The sequence below is a fragment of the Gottfriedia sp. ABJ_BB2_2 genome (assembly GCF_055484705.1).
The window spans coordinates 68,893-85,025 of sequence record NZ_JBVFKR010000001.1; the positions used below are offsets into that span (position 1 = coordinate 68,893).

19 protein-coding genes and 1 pseudogene are annotated in these 16,133 nt (G+C 30.4%); 19 read left to right on the forward strand and 1 reads right to left on the reverse strand.

Going from position 1 to position 16,133, the window contains the following annotated elements; genetic code table 11:
• The first annotated feature begins 60 nt into the window (after positions 1-60).
• The 5 genes from ACX6U0_RS00435 (at position 61) to ACX6U0_RS00455 (ending at position 4,645) form a co-directional block, all read left to right on the forward strand.
• On the forward strand, positions 61-576 hold the full coding sequence (locus tag ACX6U0_RS00435) for a GNAT family N-acetyltransferase (protein WP_464958038.1): 516 nt from the start codon (positions 61-63) through the stop codon (positions 574-576).
• A 166-nt stretch (positions 577-742) separates the two neighbouring features.
• Positions 743-1,216: a GNAT family N-acetyltransferase gene (locus tag ACX6U0_RS00440; RefSeq protein ID WP_464958039.1), complete on the forward strand. Its 474-nt coding sequence runs from the start codon at positions 743-745 to the stop codon at positions 1,214-1,216.
• Between the two features lie 301 nt (positions 1,217-1,517).
• Entirely contained in the window at positions 1,518-2,963 is a 1,446-nt protein-coding gene (locus ACX6U0_RS00445) for a flavin monoamine oxidase family protein (RefSeq protein WP_464958040.1), read from the forward strand.
• 279 nt (positions 2,964-3,242) lie between these two features.
• Entirely contained in the window at positions 3,243-3,686 is a 444-nt protein-coding gene (locus ACX6U0_RS00450) for a DoxX family protein (RefSeq protein WP_464958041.1), read from the forward strand.
• A 500-nt stretch (positions 3,687-4,186) separates the two neighbouring features.
• Entirely contained in the window at positions 4,187-4,645 is a 459-nt protein-coding gene (locus ACX6U0_RS00455) for a VOC family protein (protein ID WP_464958042.1), read from the forward strand.
• A 547-nt stretch (positions 4,646-5,192) separates the two neighbouring features.
• Here the strand turns inward: ACX6U0_RS00455 and ACX6U0_RS00460 are convergent.
• Complete coding sequence (locus ACX6U0_RS00460; protein ID WP_464958043.1) at positions 5,193-6,320, reverse strand: IS110 family RNA-guided transposase; 1,128 nt, start codon at positions 6,318-6,320, stop codon at positions 5,193-5,195.
• Positions 6,321-6,641: 321 nt separating this feature from the next.
• Between ACX6U0_RS00460 and ACX6U0_RS00465 the strand changes: the two genes are divergently transcribed.
• From ACX6U0_RS00465 to ACX6U0_RS00530, 14 genes and pseudogenes are all read left to right on the forward strand, one after another.
• Positions 6,642-7,382 carry a DUF2161 domain-containing phosphodiesterase gene (locus ACX6U0_RS00465; protein ID WP_464958044.1) on the forward strand — a complete coding sequence of 247 codons (741 nt, stop codon included), beginning with the start codon at positions 6,642-6,644 and terminating at the stop codon, positions 7,380-7,382.
• A 226-nt stretch (positions 7,383-7,608) separates the two neighbouring features.
• Positions 7,609-7,803 (forward strand): hypothetical protein, encoded by a 195-nt coding sequence (locus ACX6U0_RS00470; protein ID WP_464958045.1) that lies wholly within the window; start codon positions 7,609-7,611, stop codon positions 7,801-7,803.
• 170 nt (positions 7,804-7,973) lie between these two features.
• Positions 7,974-8,555 carry a hypothetical protein gene (locus ACX6U0_RS00475; protein ID WP_464958046.1) on the forward strand — a complete coding sequence of 194 codons (582 nt, stop codon included), beginning with the start codon at positions 7,974-7,976 and terminating at the stop codon, positions 8,553-8,555.
• 179 nt (positions 8,556-8,734) lie between these two features.
• Positions 8,735-9,337, forward strand: a complete 603-nt coding sequence (locus tag ACX6U0_RS00480) for a hypothetical protein (RefSeq protein WP_464958047.1) — start codon at positions 8,735-8,737, stop codon at positions 9,335-9,337.
• Positions 9,338-9,427: 90 nt separating this feature from the next.
• Positions 9,428-10,093: an HAD family hydrolase gene (locus ACX6U0_RS00485; protein ID WP_464958048.1), complete on the forward strand. Its 666-nt coding sequence runs from the start codon at positions 9,428-9,430 to the stop codon at positions 10,091-10,093.
• 77 nt (positions 10,094-10,170) lie between these two features.
• A complete protein-coding gene (locus tag ACX6U0_RS00490) occupies positions 10,171-10,632 on the forward strand; it encodes a DUF5071 domain-containing protein (RefSeq protein WP_464958049.1) in 462 nt (153 codons plus the stop codon).
• A 144-nt stretch (positions 10,633-10,776) separates the two neighbouring features.
• Positions 10,777-11,058 (forward strand): annotated as a pseudogene (locus tag ACX6U0_RS00495) (GNAT family N-acetyltransferase); the annotation flags it as partial.
• 211 nt (positions 11,059-11,269) lie between these two features.
• Positions 11,270-11,749 carry a DUF2975 domain-containing protein gene (locus ACX6U0_RS00500; RefSeq protein ID WP_464958050.1) on the forward strand — a complete coding sequence of 160 codons (480 nt, stop codon included), beginning with the start codon at positions 11,270-11,272 and terminating at the stop codon, positions 11,747-11,749.
• A gap of 974 nt (positions 11,750-12,723) precedes the next feature.
• Positions 12,724-13,143: a hypothetical protein gene (locus ACX6U0_RS00505; protein ID WP_464958051.1), complete on the forward strand. Its 420-nt coding sequence runs from the start codon at positions 12,724-12,726 to the stop codon at positions 13,141-13,143.
• A 128-nt stretch (positions 13,144-13,271) separates the two neighbouring features.
• Positions 13,272-13,700: a hypothetical protein gene (locus tag ACX6U0_RS00510; protein WP_464958052.1), complete on the forward strand. Its 429-nt coding sequence runs from the start codon at positions 13,272-13,274 to the stop codon at positions 13,698-13,700.
• A 171-nt stretch (positions 13,701-13,871) separates the two neighbouring features.
• A complete protein-coding gene (locus ACX6U0_RS00515) occupies positions 13,872-14,237 on the forward strand; it encodes a hypothetical protein (RefSeq protein ID WP_464958053.1) in 366 nt (121 codons plus the stop codon).
• A 535-nt stretch (positions 14,238-14,772) separates the two neighbouring features.
• Complete coding sequence (locus ACX6U0_RS00520; protein WP_464958054.1) at positions 14,773-14,958, forward strand: hypothetical protein; 186 nt, start codon at positions 14,773-14,775, stop codon at positions 14,956-14,958.
• 162 nt (positions 14,959-15,120) lie between these two features.
• On the forward strand, positions 15,121-15,459 hold the full coding sequence (locus tag ACX6U0_RS00525; protein WP_464958055.1) for a DUF5655 domain-containing protein: 339 nt from the start codon (positions 15,121-15,123) through the stop codon (positions 15,457-15,459).
• 282 nt (positions 15,460-15,741) lie between these two features.
• The gene (locus ACX6U0_RS00530) at positions 15,742-16,125 is read left to right on the forward strand and encodes a VOC family protein (protein WP_464958056.1); all 384 of its coding nucleotides are present in this window, start codon (positions 15,742-15,744) and stop codon (positions 16,123-16,125) included.
• Positions 16,126-16,133: the final 8 nt, after the last annotated feature.

The following is a 16,133-nucleotide window of genomic DNA, read 5'->3' on the forward strand; positions in this document are numbered from 1 at the left end:
TAGTTGAATAGTACATTCAAAAGACAAAGATAGAAAAAGGGAAATTACGGGGGAAAGCAAATGAACATAGCAACGGAAAGATTAATAATACGTAAATTTACATATGAGGATTGGCGATGTGTACATGAGTATACATCTGATATTGATGTTATGAAATATATGCCAGAAGGTGTTTTTTCTGAAAAATATTCAAAGGAATTTGTAATTAAAAACAGTAGTGAAAATGCTAGGAATTTCGCTGTGTTATTAAAGAAAGACCAAACATTGATTGGTCACATTGAGTTCCATAAGTATTTTGGTGAACATACGTATGACATAGGTTGGGTGTTCAATCCAAAATATTATAATAAAGGGTATGCATCTGAAGCAGCATATTCTCTATTGAAATATGGTTTTGAGACAATGAAATTACATAGGATTATAGCGACTTGTCAGCCTGAGAATATTCCCTCATATCGAGTTATGGAGAAAATTGGTATGAGAAGAGAAGGTTTTTTCAAAAAGTGTATACCGCAAGGAAACGAATGGTGGGACGAGTATTATTACGCACTCTTAGATGAGGAGTGGAAATCTTAGCTTATTCCACTAACGGACGCATTAGTTGAACAAAGATCGACTGCTTCGGCAGTCTTTTTTGTTGGGTTAAACGAAAGTTAAGTTCAAAAGGAAATGATATACTTTAATTATAACCAATAAGGAGTGATCAGTTTAAATAGATTTTTACATTAATAGGGGGATAAAAATGGAAATTCGTTCAGTTAAAGGTTCAGACTACTATGTAATTTCACCTCTAATCAATGAGTGGTGGGGTGGCAGGAATATGTCTGATATGTTACCAAAATTATTCTTCGACCATTTTACACAAACAAGTTACATTGCAGAAAAGGATGGTAAACTTGTGGGTTTTCTAATAGGATTCCTTTCCCAAACTCATTCAAATGAGGCGTATATTCATTTTGTTGGAGTTCATCCTGAATACAGAAAGCATAATATTGGAAAATATTTATACAATACATTTTTTAATGCGGTAAAGCAAAATGATCGGAGTATTGTTCGTTGTGTAACGTCACCTGTCAATAAAGTTTCAATTGTCTATCATACCAAGATGGGTTTTGAAATTGAAGATGGAGATACAATTGTTGATGGTCTATCAATAAATGCAGACTATGACGGACCAAATCAAGACAGAGTTTTATTTGTAAAAAAATTAGATTAATAGTTTCTTATTGAACTAACGGATGCGTTAGTTATATAAGTTCATGAGCCGCATGTGGGCTTTTTTATTATTTTTTTTAATATAGTTTAATTTGATTGAAGTAGAGATGATTCCCCTGGAAAATTTAAAGAGAGATATTCCTAATATTGAATCAATATTTCCGAATACTTACTTTGTAGTATGATAAAATTAAAAATTGTCTTTTACAATCAATCTCATAAAATCCTCACACTCTAAAGAATTCATAGGCGTCATTGTATGTGAATACAATGAATTGACTGAATTATTAAGGGGTGAATATATGCCATATAATCCATTAACAAATGAGCAAATGATATCTATTATTAGAAACGGTTTGAGAAAAACACAATTCCCCAAGAAAATAATTATTATAGGTGCAGGTATGGCAGGACTAACCACCGCTTCATTATTAAAAAATGCTGGACATAATGTCGTCATCCTAGAAGCAAATGATAGAGTGGGAGGACGAACGTATACTTTGCGTTCCCCTTTCAGTAAAGGTCTCTACTTAAATGCAGGGCCATTACGAATCCCAAATATTCATCACTTGACTTTAGAGTATATTAAAAAATTTAAGTTACCAATAAATGAATTTATTAATAAAACTCCTAGAGATTTTATTTATGCAAATGGAATTAAAACAAATAATACTGACTATGAAAGATATCCAGGTATACTAAACTATCCGGTTACATTGAATGAAAGAGGTAAGACAGCAGATGAGCTGTTAGATCAATCTTTGCAACCAATCATCGATTTTATAAATCAAGATCCAGCGAGAAACTGGTTTATAGTAGAAAATAAGTATAAGAATCACTCATTTGGTTCATTTTTAAAAATGCATTTTTCAGTAGGAGCTATCGACATGATTGGCGTTCTGTTGGATTTTGAGGCATTCATGGGAATGTCATTTCTTGAAGTATTGAAAGAACAGATAGCTTTTAAATCGTCAAAACACTTTTATGAAATAACGGGCGGAATGGACCTATTACCAAAAGCATTTTTACCCCAATTAAAGGATTATATTATGTATCATCAAAAGGTGCTAAAAATTATTCAATACAAGAATAGTGTAACAATACAAACTGTTAATACTCATACTTCCGAACATTCTATGATGAACGCGGATCTTGTAATAGTAACTATTCCTTTCTCTCTTTTAAGATTTGTGGAAATTGAGCCATACCATTCGTTTTCTTACAACAAACACAAAGCGATTAGAGAAATTAACTATATGTCGGCAACGAAAATTGGTATCGAATTTAAAAACAGATTTTGGGAACGAGAAGGTCAATTAGGCGGTCAAACAATAACTGATTTGCCAATTCGATTAACAATGTATCCTAGCGTTGGAATTGGCACGACTGGTCCAGCAGTAGTAAAAGTAAGCTATGCATGGGCAGATGAAGCTCTAACATTAAGTAGCTTAACTAACGAAGAACGTATTCAGTATGCCTTGCAGAACTTGTCAAAAATATGGGGAAATCAAGTGTATTCTGAATTTATTACTGGAACTTCTTTTAGTTGGAGTCAAAATCCATTTTCTTGTGGAGCTTTCTCGTTTTTTGAACCAGGGCAAGAAGAGGAGTTCAACCCATATATAGCTTCACCTGAAGGAAGGGTGCACTTTGCTGGTGAACATACTTCTAATTACCATGCTTGGATCCAAGGGGCAATTGAGTCTGGAATTCGGGTAGCAAATGAGGTTAATGAATTTCCAATCTGAAATAGAAAAAAGTAATAAAGACTACTTTAGAATATCCTTATCTTTAACGCATGCGTTAGTGGAAATAGTCTTGATTGATTGAACTTGAACTTCATTTTTATGAAGGAAAATTGGATAAAAAAATCAAATGTATTACTAAAACCTTTATTGTTGCTAAAGTAATTGATGCTCTAAATTTTTTTGAATTTTTCACTCTTAAAGTATTTATGTAAACTAGAAATGAATAGTTTATAAAGTGGCATCAATAAGAAAATAAATTGTTAAGGGGAGAAAATTTATTTGGCACCGTTTATTATCCTAATTTTTTCATTTTTTATTTTTCGTATAACTGGTGTTTTAGGAATAGATTATTTTGACGAGTGGAAATCTTCTTTACGAGTTGCTGTTGCTCTGATGTTTTTATTTACGGCTTCTGCTCACTGGGGAAAGAGACGTCCCGATCTTATTAAAATGGTACCCTCAAGAGTCCCAAATGCTGGACTCATGGTGACAATAACTGGAATACTTGAGGTTATTGGGGCTATATGTTTACTGATTCCATTTACTTCTAATATTGCTTCAATTGGTTTGGCATTACTTCTAATTATTTTGTTTCCAGCAAATATAAATGCTAGTAGAAAAGGCCTCACAATTGCTGGAAAGCCTACTACCCCTTTATTTCTACGAACTATCTTACAAATCATATTTTTAGTAGCTCTTTTATTAATTGGTGAAATCTTTTAACAGTATTTTTTTTGAACTGAGTTATAAAACTAAAGTATTTCATTCAAAATGGACATCTTGGTAAAAGCTTTTTGGATTGAATATGATCAAAGTTACTTCCATTTCGTTATTGAACTAACTTGCGCGTTTGTTACATAAAATTTGGGTTCACTTCATTATTTGCTCCCATTTTACATTCAAGCAGATTAGATAAATATGCATGATAAAATTAATAATATCTCTTTAGGCATTAAAAATTGTTATGATCAATGAAAAATCATCTTTACATGATAAATAAGTCTCCTCCTGCTTTTCTTCAGATCATTCATTCGCAAGTAAATTATATGAACCAAATAGACTAAATTGAAGAAAAATACAACCAATTCACACATTATCTGTATTTTCTACATCTAAAGTTGAGGCAGAAATCAAACGATTGATGTATGTGTTTCCTTATTTTATTTATATATATTTATCTTAAGAAAACAAATAAATTATAATAAAAGAAATGAGGAACAAAAATGATTAAAAGCTTATATGAATCTCATTTAGAGGTAAGTAATTTAGAAAAATCCATCGAGTTTTATGAGAGAATAGGGATCAAGCTTGTTAATAAAATTGAAGCAAGAAGAGTTGCATTCTTTTTCATTGGTGAACAAAATCAAATGTTAGGATTATGGGAAACTGAAAAAGGAAAAGAAGTAAAAACAGGTCATTTTGCATTTGGAGTTAATCTTGATGACTTAGAAAAAAGTATTGATTGGTTAAAAGAAAAGGGAATACTGCCAACAGAGAATTTCTTTGGAAGAGAGCCAATTGAACCAATCGTTCATACATGGATGCCAGCTGCATCTGTTTATTTCAATGACCCAGATAATAATAGTTTAGAATTTATTACATTACTAGATGAGGAACCTGTAAAAACGAATAATGCTCCTTACTTAAGTGAATGGAAAGAAATGTACTTTAATTCAAAATAACTATTTTTCTATGATTATCTAACCACCTATTATTGGTGGTTTTTGTATGTAAGTAGGGTTTTTATTATAATCCGACTAAAGTATATAGAAGAAGAATTTGAATCTAAATTTGATGAAGTATTAAAACGCTTATTCAACTGATATGAACGAAACTGTCAAACCACCAGACCCAAAAGGTCTAATATCTATTATTTTTGTTTTTTTAGACAGACTTAAATAAAGACTACCAACCTAGAATTCAAAATTAAATCTCTAAGTCTGTGAACGACTACAATATAATAGTAGAAATGCTTAGTTTTTAAGGTAAAGATAATGTCTTAAAAGCTTGGCACGAAGGCAAATAAATTAACGGTGATTTACAGTCTGATATGCGTGGGTTGGTTACCACATTTCATTATATTCGTTATGGAGCTACCTCGATCTAACGGCGCATGTTCAGTAATTTTACCTAATGCATAGTTGAACAAGAGGGTTCTCCTTACCGAGTTTGCCTCCGAGCCAAAATTTCAATTTTAAATCTAATATTCTTTTAAAATGTTTATGTTAATTAAGCAATTTTAGTTTGATTGATTTGAGAATCTTCGATACTACAACCAATCGCCCATATGAATCCAATTAGTTCTCTAGCAACTGCGACTACTGCAAATTTACCAGTTTTTCCTCTAGAGGTTATTCGGTTGTACTTTAAATTGAGACGGTGTTGGGCTTTCCAGGCAATTCGTTGGGCTTCAATTGGTTGATTAGCTTGTCTTTTCAATAATTCACCTTTAAGAGAAGGACGATGTCGATATGACCAAGAACATTCCACTAAAGCACGACGAATATGGGAATTTCCAACTTTCGTAATGGATCCTTGCCAACGGTTTGATCCACTTGAATATTCTTTTGGGACAAGTCCTGCATAAGACATTAAATGTCTTGGGTTTGAAAAACGAGAAAATTGACCAACCTCAGCCACGAGAGTTACAGCTGTTACTTCAGCTATACCTCTTAAAGTTTGAAGTGCTTGGATGACAGGCGCATGTTCACTCGCAATTGCTTCTTCGTGAATTTGAGCTTCGATACGCTTCATTCTTTCTTCGACCTCATAAATTGAATGATAATATTCTTGGAATACAATTCTTAATGATGGTTTATCAAACGTAAGTGAATTTAACCAAGTACGATATTTGACCGTCCAATTCTTAACACCTTGCGGTGGACGAATTTCATGACGAAGTAAGAAGTGAACTAGTCTTTGACGTACTCTTTGTAGATCTTCACGAGTATCAAAACGAGCACGAATTAAATCTCTCAATGCTTCATGTGTTTCATCAGGTACCCAAACAGAAGTTAGCTCTCCAGCTCGAAGAAGCTGAGCTAGTCTTAGTGCATCACGACGGTCAGTTTTTACTCGATCACCAGCTCTTTTCGGAATTATAGTAGGTGCAACTACTATACATTCGATATCCATTGATAAAAGCTGACGGTAAATACTATACCCGCAAGAACCTGCTTCGTAGCACACAAGTAGATTCTCAGGATCACCTAACTTCTTAAAAAGTTTACGAATACTTTCAGGTGTGTTTTGAATATTACCGTGAAAACGTGGTTCGCCACGCCCTTCTTCAGCAATACCAACAGAAATAATGTCCTTTGATACGTCTAAACCAATAAATTTTTGACTATCCTTCATAATATAAACGGCTCCTTTTTGTTTGTAGCTCTACATTTGGTTTGGGTAGGCTTTTGAATCACTCCCATTATTGCCAAGTGCAACCTACGCTAAGCAAAAGGAGCCGTTTCGTTCATTATGACTAACTGGCGCGTTAATTGTACAAGAAGAGCGACAATTTAGTCCTTTTAATAATGAAAAATAAAAAAGCTGTAGTTGTTGATTCCAAAACAATGCAGCTTTTATTATTTAATTTTTTAATAAATAAACAGAATTAAAAAAACTAAATAAGTAGTGTTGTATTATACTTAAATTAATAATTTGAGGGAGTATTTTACAGAAATGAAAAATAAAGCGGCAAAGTTATACGAAGTTGATTTATATAGGCCAATTCAAAATTATTTTATTCAACGAGAATATGAGGTTTATGGGGAGGTCAACCATTGTGATTTGATTGCTGTGAAAGAGAACGAACTTATTATTGTTGAATTAAAACTTAATTTAAGTGTGGAACTTTTAATACAGGCTACCAAAAGACAGCGTTTATCGGAAAATGTTTATATAGCTATTCCTAAGCCAAATTACAGTCTACACTCTAAGAAATGGAAAAATATATGTTATTTAATAAGAAGGCTTGAGTTAGGTCTGATAATCGTTTCATTTCAAAAAAGCAAAGGTCAGGTGGATATAAAAATTACACCTTCGCATTTCGATCGTAAAAAAAGTATGCAAATGAGTAGGAATGAAAAGGAAAGACTTCTAAATGAAATAAAGGGTAGAAATGGAGACCATAATATCGGTGGGAGTAACAAAACTAAAATTATGACAGCTTATAAAGAAAGTTGTATTCATATTGCTTGCTGCCTTGAACGTTTTGGCCCATTATCTCCTAAAGCACTACGTACTATTGGTACTGGGAATAAGACATTATCAATCTTAAATAAAAACTATTATGGATGGTTTACTAGGATTAAAAGGGGAACTTATAGTATTAGCGAAGTAGGTAAAAAAGAGGTAAAAGAGTATCCTCAGCTTGTTCATTATTATTCTGAATTAATTGCTAGCTCTTCTGAAATTAATTAATCAGATTTTCGCTAAAAGAAGGAGAGACTTTTTAAAAGAAATAATTTTACTACATCAACTTATTAAATTATCTGGGTCATTAGTTGAACCACTTAAAGAGGGTGATCAATCGATAAATCCTCTATTTAAATTCATGTAAACTTTGCTAAATAGGATGAAAAGGAATTTTAATAGCATTGTTAAAATATTAAAAAGGGATATTTGGTATAAACAAATGGAGGTAAATATGATTTCTAAAAAGAGAGTCTATATAAATATCATTCAAGCTGTATCATTTTCTATCGCATATTGTATAGTTGAAGTTTTCTTTTTTGACTCGGAAATTGATTCAGCATTAATTGGTTCTATTGGTGGTAGTTTTGTCTTATTCTTAATATCAATTATTTTAGCAAAACCAAGTGAAAATAAATTTAGTCAATAATTCTTATTGAACAAACGCATGCGTTAGTTGGATAAAGCTAGGCTGCTACGGTAGTCTATTTTTTTTGTACTAATTGACAGTTTAGGTTAGTTAAGAATGTTATAATTACAAAGAAATATCGCTAATTTATTATATCTATAAAAATAAATAACTAAAAAAGAGGAAACAACATGAAGCAACACGCAAAAGGAAAATGGATTATTTTAGTTCTAATTTTACTAATCTTATTAGGGAATACATATCTTTATCCCTATTCTAATTTCAGTTTATATAATACATATTCATATAATCCTGATAATGTAATGGTTAAAGAATATGTTAGGGACTTACAAAATTTCAAAAAGATTTACAAAAATGATCTTATAGAAAATGTTTTTTCAGAAAATATAACTTCAACTACGGATTATTTATTAAAAATGACTGAGCAGAAGTGGTTAGTGAAGGAAGATGCATCGAAAATGAAACGACACAAACTTTATGGTCTTTATTATGATGTGAAATTTTTAAGGGAAATTTTAATGAAATTAGAATCGGAAAAAAACTATACTCCATATACAGAATCCTTATTGACGTATACTATTGGTGCTTGTCGTACGATTGAAAAGGATATCATTGATTTACAAAACTCAAAAAATGCTCCAAGATCACAATTACAAACGCAATATCATAATCTACATGTTCATTTTATGAACTGTTTCAGAATTTTTACTTCCTATTATGAAGCTGCTAAACAAGAAGAATTAAATAATTAAAGTTTTATCAAATAGGATTTTTTTAGGTAGCTTACAATCGCGTTAGTTAAAAAAACTTGGTGCTGAATGATCGGCTCCTTTTTAACCATTGGGAGTATATCAAAATAAGATTAAAGGATATGAATCTACTTTGTTGAAATAAATACCAATAACGTACAATGATTTCTGAGGTGAAAATATTGAAATATAAAATGACAAGCTTTATGTTTTTGTGTGTAGTACTTTTAATTTCAAATGGTTGTAATAAAGTAGAAGTTTCTAAAGAAATAAAAAAGAAAGAATCTTCTGTATCACTAATAAGTTTAAATACATTTGAAAAGACATCATTAAGATATACAGAGCAACAAGATATACTTTCACAATCTGCAATAAATAACATAGGCTACGAGATCAAAGAATTATCAAATAAGAATACTAAGAAATATTATTATGTATTAAATTTGAGTAATAAATCATTATCTAGTATTGATAAAAAAAATGGAATAGTTCCTTATGATGTTATTAAAATTTCAATCGGCGCAAAATCAGTAAAGAATTCTAATATATTTAGTAAATCGGCAACATCTCCAGTATTTATTAACTATAAAAACCCAAGATTAGAGGGGAATTCTTACTATCTATTTGATAGTAAATTACCTATTAGAAAAGATGATTTTAGAATAGATGCATTTTTTGTAAATGCTGAACCTTTTACGTTAAAAAATAATACTGTGAAAAAAGGGACTCAATCCTACCATTTTATTGAAGATACAAAGGATAAAAGGGGAGTTATAACAGAGTAATCGTGTTATCAATATATACTACCTTATTCAACTGATATGAACGAAACTGTCAAACCACCAGACCCAAAAGGTTTGAAAAAGGAGGAGGAAATGATTAAAGCTGTTATTTTTGATTTAGATGGAACATTATTAGATCGAGATAGTTCCTTAAAGCTCTTTATTAAAAATCAGTATAAAAGGTACATGAGTGATTTAAAACATGTATCTGAACAACAGTATACTGAACGATTCATTGAATTAGATAATAAGGGGTACGTATGGAAAGACAAGGTATATCAACAAATAGTTCAAGAATACTCTATTTCTAATTTAACCTGGGAAAGGCTACTAGAAGATTACATAAATTCATTTCAATATAGTTGTATCCCTTTTCCAAATATGGAGTATGTACTAAAAGAACTTAAATATAAAGGAATACTATTAGGTATGATTACCAATGGGTTTACTAAATTTCAAAACCTAAACCTTAAAGCATTAGGAATTCATAATTTAATTGATACAATACTAATTTCAGAGCAAGAAGGAATTAAAAAACCTCAACCTAAAATTTTTTTAAGGGCATTAGAGAAACTGGGTGTTACTCCAGAAGAAAGTTTGTATGTAGGCGATCATCCAGAAAATGACGTAATTGGGGCTCAGAATGTTGGAATGAAAGCTGTGTGGAAGAAAGATCCGTTTTGGAGCAGCTCAATTAAAATAGAACATTCAATTAAAGATTTAGAAGAACTTTTACCCCTAATCGACTCATTTGGATGATTTCATTTGGAACTACCTTATTGAACTAACTGGCGCGTTAGTCCAACTGTAACAAATAAAATTGGAGTTTAATTTAAATGGATGTAAAAGAATTATTACCAAAATTAAATTGGGATCACTCAGAAGAGTTTCAACTATTGGCAATAGAAGAACTATCAAAAGTAACTCAATATGATGACTTATTATTATTAGTGAGACATTCCGAACTCAATAATAAAACGGGTTGGAATAATTGTGCAATTGTATTAAAAAATATTGGTTACCCTGTCATTGGAGCAGTTTTACATGATATAGTAAACGACTGGACAATGGATATGAATTGGCCAGGTTATTTAACAATAATAGAATTACTGCGCACTGTACCAATAGAAGAGTTAGCAGAAGTTGTTACATTTGTCTTATCAAAAGTAATTACATATAGAAGTACTGATGATACATGGTTATATGGTTTATATTATTTAATTGATGCAATTGGTATAGAAACGAATATTAATAAGGAACTTTACAATAAACTTAAAAATCTAATCGACGCTTATTAAACTAACTGGCGCGTTAGTTGAAGATCACGAGCTGCTTTCGGCTCGTTTTTTATTTGTGTAAAGGGTAATATAGTTGAATTAGAGAAGGGATATAAAAATTCTTGTCGAATAGTTTTTAGATTATGATGTTAGAAGGTGATTCCTATAAAGCATGTAGTTTATTTAACAAGACCAACAATAGAATTAAAGTCTGAATATCTTTCTTTTTATCAAGAATGGAAAGATAGTGGAGAAGAAATGGTACCTTGAGTTATCAGTAAAGATCCTTCACATTTCCAAGAAATGATTCAATCTTTACTTGAATCCGAGGAAGGCAAGAATCTACATGATAATTGGGTGCCAGACTCTACATTCTGGCTAGTTAATGAGAGTAATAAGATTATTGGGGTAGTTAATATTCGTCATCGTTTAACGGATAATTTATTTACTATTTCTGTATTTAGCAGTCTAGATGAACAAATTGCAATTTAATATTTTAATGTAAAAACATTTCCTTGAAATAAGAAATGTTTTTTATTTTGATTTAAAAAAAGATATTAAATAACAATAATAATTTAATGAAAAAAGATATAAATTTATTGTAAAGCAATAAAAAATACGTTAAAGTCGTATTATCATCACAAGTGAGGTGTTTTAAATGAATGTTAATCGAGTTTCTGCCACTTTCTTAAAGGTCATTATTTTTCTGGTTGGAATTGCAGTATTTACTTTGTGTATTTATTGGATGCCTGTATTAACCATTAAAGACATAAAAGCACATCCAGGTGGGGATTACTCGCTATATCCCCTTTTAGTATGTGCTTATGGAATCTGTATTACATTTTCTTTTACGTTGTATCAAGTATATAAACTATTAACCTATATCGAAATGAACAACGCTTTCTCCGAGTTATCTCTTAAATCTTTAAAGATTATAAAAAAATGTGCTCTTACAGCCATTTTCTTCATTGTGTTGATGATAATAAGCTTAAAGGTGATTTCTAAAATAACAGGAGATGATCCAGCAGGTCCTATATCGATAAGTCTGATAGCTATTTTAGCAACAAGTATCATAACAGCCTTTGTGGACGTACTTCAAAAGCCATTAAAAAATTTCCTGGATAAAAAATTGGTATAACTTGTTGTGGTGGTTGGACTATTGATAGAGAGAAGGACGAACCAATAATTGAATTATGCAACGGAGTTACATTTAAAGGAAGACTTTTATGTGATGAGTACTTACCACCGAATCATCAATGGGCTTTCTAATGTAACTAACAGATGCGTTAGTTTTATAAGATAAAGAGTCGTTGAAGTGGCTTTTACAAAGTAGATTATTATATTTCTAATAAGAGAAACCTAATGGTTTTTGAAAGATAATTAATATGGGGAGCTTGAGATTGTGATTAGTTTGATATTTAAATTCGTAATTATAGTTGTCGGTATCTATATTATTTTTTGCATTTTTAATCTTAAAAGGAACAAGGGTAAGTTCAATAAACCACATTGGACATTAATTATATCACTGTTTTTTCAAGTTTTGCTTTTTGTAATGTTTTTTTCAAGTCAATTAGAAAAATTTCCTGAATCAATAGTTGATATTATATGGTGGGGAACCGTATTATTTGGTTTTATTTTTGGAGTAATGAACTTTAAGAATAATATTAATCTATCTACATTTACTCTAATTCTTAGTTTTGCTTTGTCTGGACTTATACTTCTTATGATTGGGATTACTTCGATGTAACTGAATCTAATTTATGTCGAATCCATATTATTGCTATGATTATGCTCATACTTATCTCTTTGTATAAGTTCATTTCCTTATTGACCTAACTAGACCGTTAATTGAAATTTAAGAGTAGCCAGTGGCTGCTTTTTTTAAGTAAATACTAGTTGGATAGATAAACGCGTTAGTTCAACATTCAATGTAGTCATTGGTTGCATTTTTCACTATATGTAAAAAAAATTTATATTTCTGAATATTATCAGTATAATTGAACTATTGATTGCTAAAAAATGGAACAATAAATGAAATTCTGTTCAGAATGTAGGACAAAAAGATTTTATAGCTTAGAATCTGATTCCTTGTTCAAATTAAGGAGGGAAATAATGATAAAAAAGACAAAGTGGGGATTTATCATAGTATTGGTATTATTATTAAGTTCAAACTATTTAATTTCACCTAGTGGTGCAGCTGTTGATGTCAAAAAGCTACAAAAAGAAATTGTTCGTTTGAATGCTATCATCACATCTAAGAATAAAGAAATAAAAGCATTAAAAGCTGAAAATGCTAAATTAAAACAAAATAGTTATAAAGTTTCGAATACCAAAGTTCAGTATAAATTAACTGTATTAAATACAAGGTATATTGAAAATAATGTGTCTGTTCCTTCACTAGTTGAAATAAAGGGAGTAAGATATTCTCCCGTTAAAATGGTAACAAATACACTAGGTTATCCAACTGTATACAATAAGAAAAAAAATACATTATATATGGGTTTTAATCCTGATGGAATGTATATAAAATAAAACCTGTTGGATCAGTATGTTATTGACCGTTAGTTTAGTTTAAGAAATAAAAGGGTTTTAAGACATCAAATTGAATACTATTTATATAAAAAGGCAGTCCTTTAAATAGTTTTTAAGGTGGTGAGGAAATGATGGTGCATCCAATTGCTTTTTTTGAATACTCATTAGCAATAGGATTAATCATATTATCTATATTTCTATCTTATATTGTTTTAAAAAAAACTAGAAAAAATATTTTCAAGTTTGTTGGTTTACTCTTAATAGTAGAAGTATTGTTTTTTATTGTTCGACCTTATTATATAAATTATAGAGTTTCAATAAAAACAGATCAGCTTAATGCTTATTTAAATGAAAAGTATCAGAACGAAAAATGGAAAATAAGTAGTAATAGAGGCAGAGAATATAATCCTTATCACTTAAGAGTGACTTTTCTGAATGAAGAAAATTGGACATATAGCTATTATGTAAGAGATGAAAATACAATTACTCAAAATGGTTATATTGTACCTGATGGGCAATCAAAGATACTAGGAAAACATATTGAAAAAACAAAGTAGCAACATAAAATTGGTTAGGTTAACTAAATTCTTATTCAACTAACTGGCACATTAGTTGAATTACATAACCGACAGGGCTGTCGGTTTTTTTTTTGTGAACATAGAGATAGGACCAAACATAGATAAAAATTTTTAAAGGTGGTTTAATATCAGAATTTAAGGAGGTTCTTTATGAAATTAAGATTTATCTTTATAACTTTTATTGTTATTTTATTAGCAGGGTGTAATAAAGAAATAACGTATAAACCCTTAAATTCTCATTCAAACTTTCCGATTCCTAAAAATGCAAAAGTAACAAAAGGAAATGCGAACAATCAAAATATAGAAAAATACGTAAAGTATAAATGGAAAGAGGCAGATGAAATCAAAAGTATTCCAACAAGCTACTTAAAAGAAATTAAAAGTAAAGAATGGGTGGAGCTTGAGGAAGATCAATTAGGAGCTGTTCGCTTTTTTGAAAAGAATGGAACGGTGGTTGCATTATCAACTCACGATGGTTTCATTACTTTGTCAAAAATGAAAAAAGATACAGAATAACACACTATTCCAATTTAATTAACTGGCAGATTATTGTTGAATTTATAAAAGAATTTACAAAAAAATAAATTCCTTAATCTACTAACTGGCACTTTAGTTAAATAAGAATCTTTCTTTTTTGGGAGGAAATCTAAAATGTTAAAATGGTTGATAGGAGCAATTGCAAGCCTAATTATTCTTTACCTTATTGGATTTCTAATTATTGCTGCAACAAAATATGCTTATTGAACTAACTAGCGCGTTAGTTGAAGACCAAGAGCAACCTGGCTTATTAAGAAATGATAAAATAAAGGATTAAAAAGTTAGGTATTAAGGGTATATGATGAATAAACAAACCTGTCAAGTTGGCAATATTACCACGATTTATTGATAATACCTTATATAATCGCTTATTTATATATTTGGGGTTTATTGGACAGGAGAAAATCATTTTCCATATTTAATTAGGATTAGTGGAAATTACTCAGGCTTTGTCTTAGTTAAATTGATAGAAACAGAAATAAAATCCTATTTTTCAGTTGCTGAATTCTTTATTATGAAAAAATATCGAAGAACCGGTTTAGGCAAATCAGTAGCCAAAGATATATTTCGTTTATATAAGGGGAATTGGGAAGTTTTCCAAATAAATAAAAATGAACCAGCACAAACTTTTTGGAGAAACGTAATAAAGGAATTTACAGGTGGACAATTTACTGAACGAATTGAGGAGGTAAAAGAGTAACGCAAGTGTTTGTCAGTCAACAGTAATATTATGAAGGATTATACTTAAGAAACGGGTGCGTTAGTTGAAAAATATAGAATACTTCGGTGGTCTATTTTTTTTATTGGGCAAAATAATGTTTATACTATCTAATTTGTTAGGGAGAAAGAAGGCGACGACAATATGTCAGAAGATGAATTATTCTCAAATAAGGGATCTAATGTTAATGAAATATATTCAAAAATACTCGATTTATTGAAAGAAATAGGACCATTTGAAATTGAGTTTAAAAAGACTTCTATTCATCTTTTGAATAAATCTTCTTTTGGAGGAGTACATCCAAAAAAGAAATGGCTAGATTTTAATTTGGTTACAAACCATCATATTGACCATGAAAAGATTACTAAAATTGAACAGGTTTCCAAAAATAGATTTCATAATAACTTTAGATTCCATAGTGTTGAAGACATAAATCAAGAGTTTTTAGTTCTTTTAAAAGAATCATATCAATTAATGGGTTAATTAGAGAAAGGATGTCTATATCTACTGAATTCTATCTGAGAAATTTATAATACAAATACCGAATGGATTTTAGAATATGAAAGAGTAGTGATTGATTGAGTTTTAAGTAACTTTTGTTATCCCTAAGTGAACTAACTGGTGCGTAGTAAAGTAATACCACTTTTAAATTAATTTCAATAACCATACAAGTTCTGCGATACAAATTTTCCAAAATATTTAAAGGGGTTTCTCCCTCTTCATCGAATTTGTAAAATTGAATTACAATAAAAAGGTGGAATGTCTATGAATTCTATTTCTTCTCCTATCGCCTGTAAGGTAAACAATGTTTTCATCCATGTTAGTAACCTAGAAAAATCAGCAAAATGGTACAGTGACTTACTTGCTCTCCCATTCAATAAGGCTGACGTTTCATCACCAGTATATAACATTCCCATTACTGCTGAGACTGGACTTACGTTGGACGACCATACTTTTGATCCAGGATTTACATTAAGTCCTTCAGAACATGTTTTATTTAACTTCTTCGTCAAGGATATTGATGAAGCATATGAATTTGTTAAAAGCAAAGGAATTACAATTGTTAGAGAAATGGAACGTATTGGGGATTTTGCCTATTTTAACTTTAAAGACTTAGACGGAAATGTGTTAATGATTTGTAATTGTTAAGGATCTGT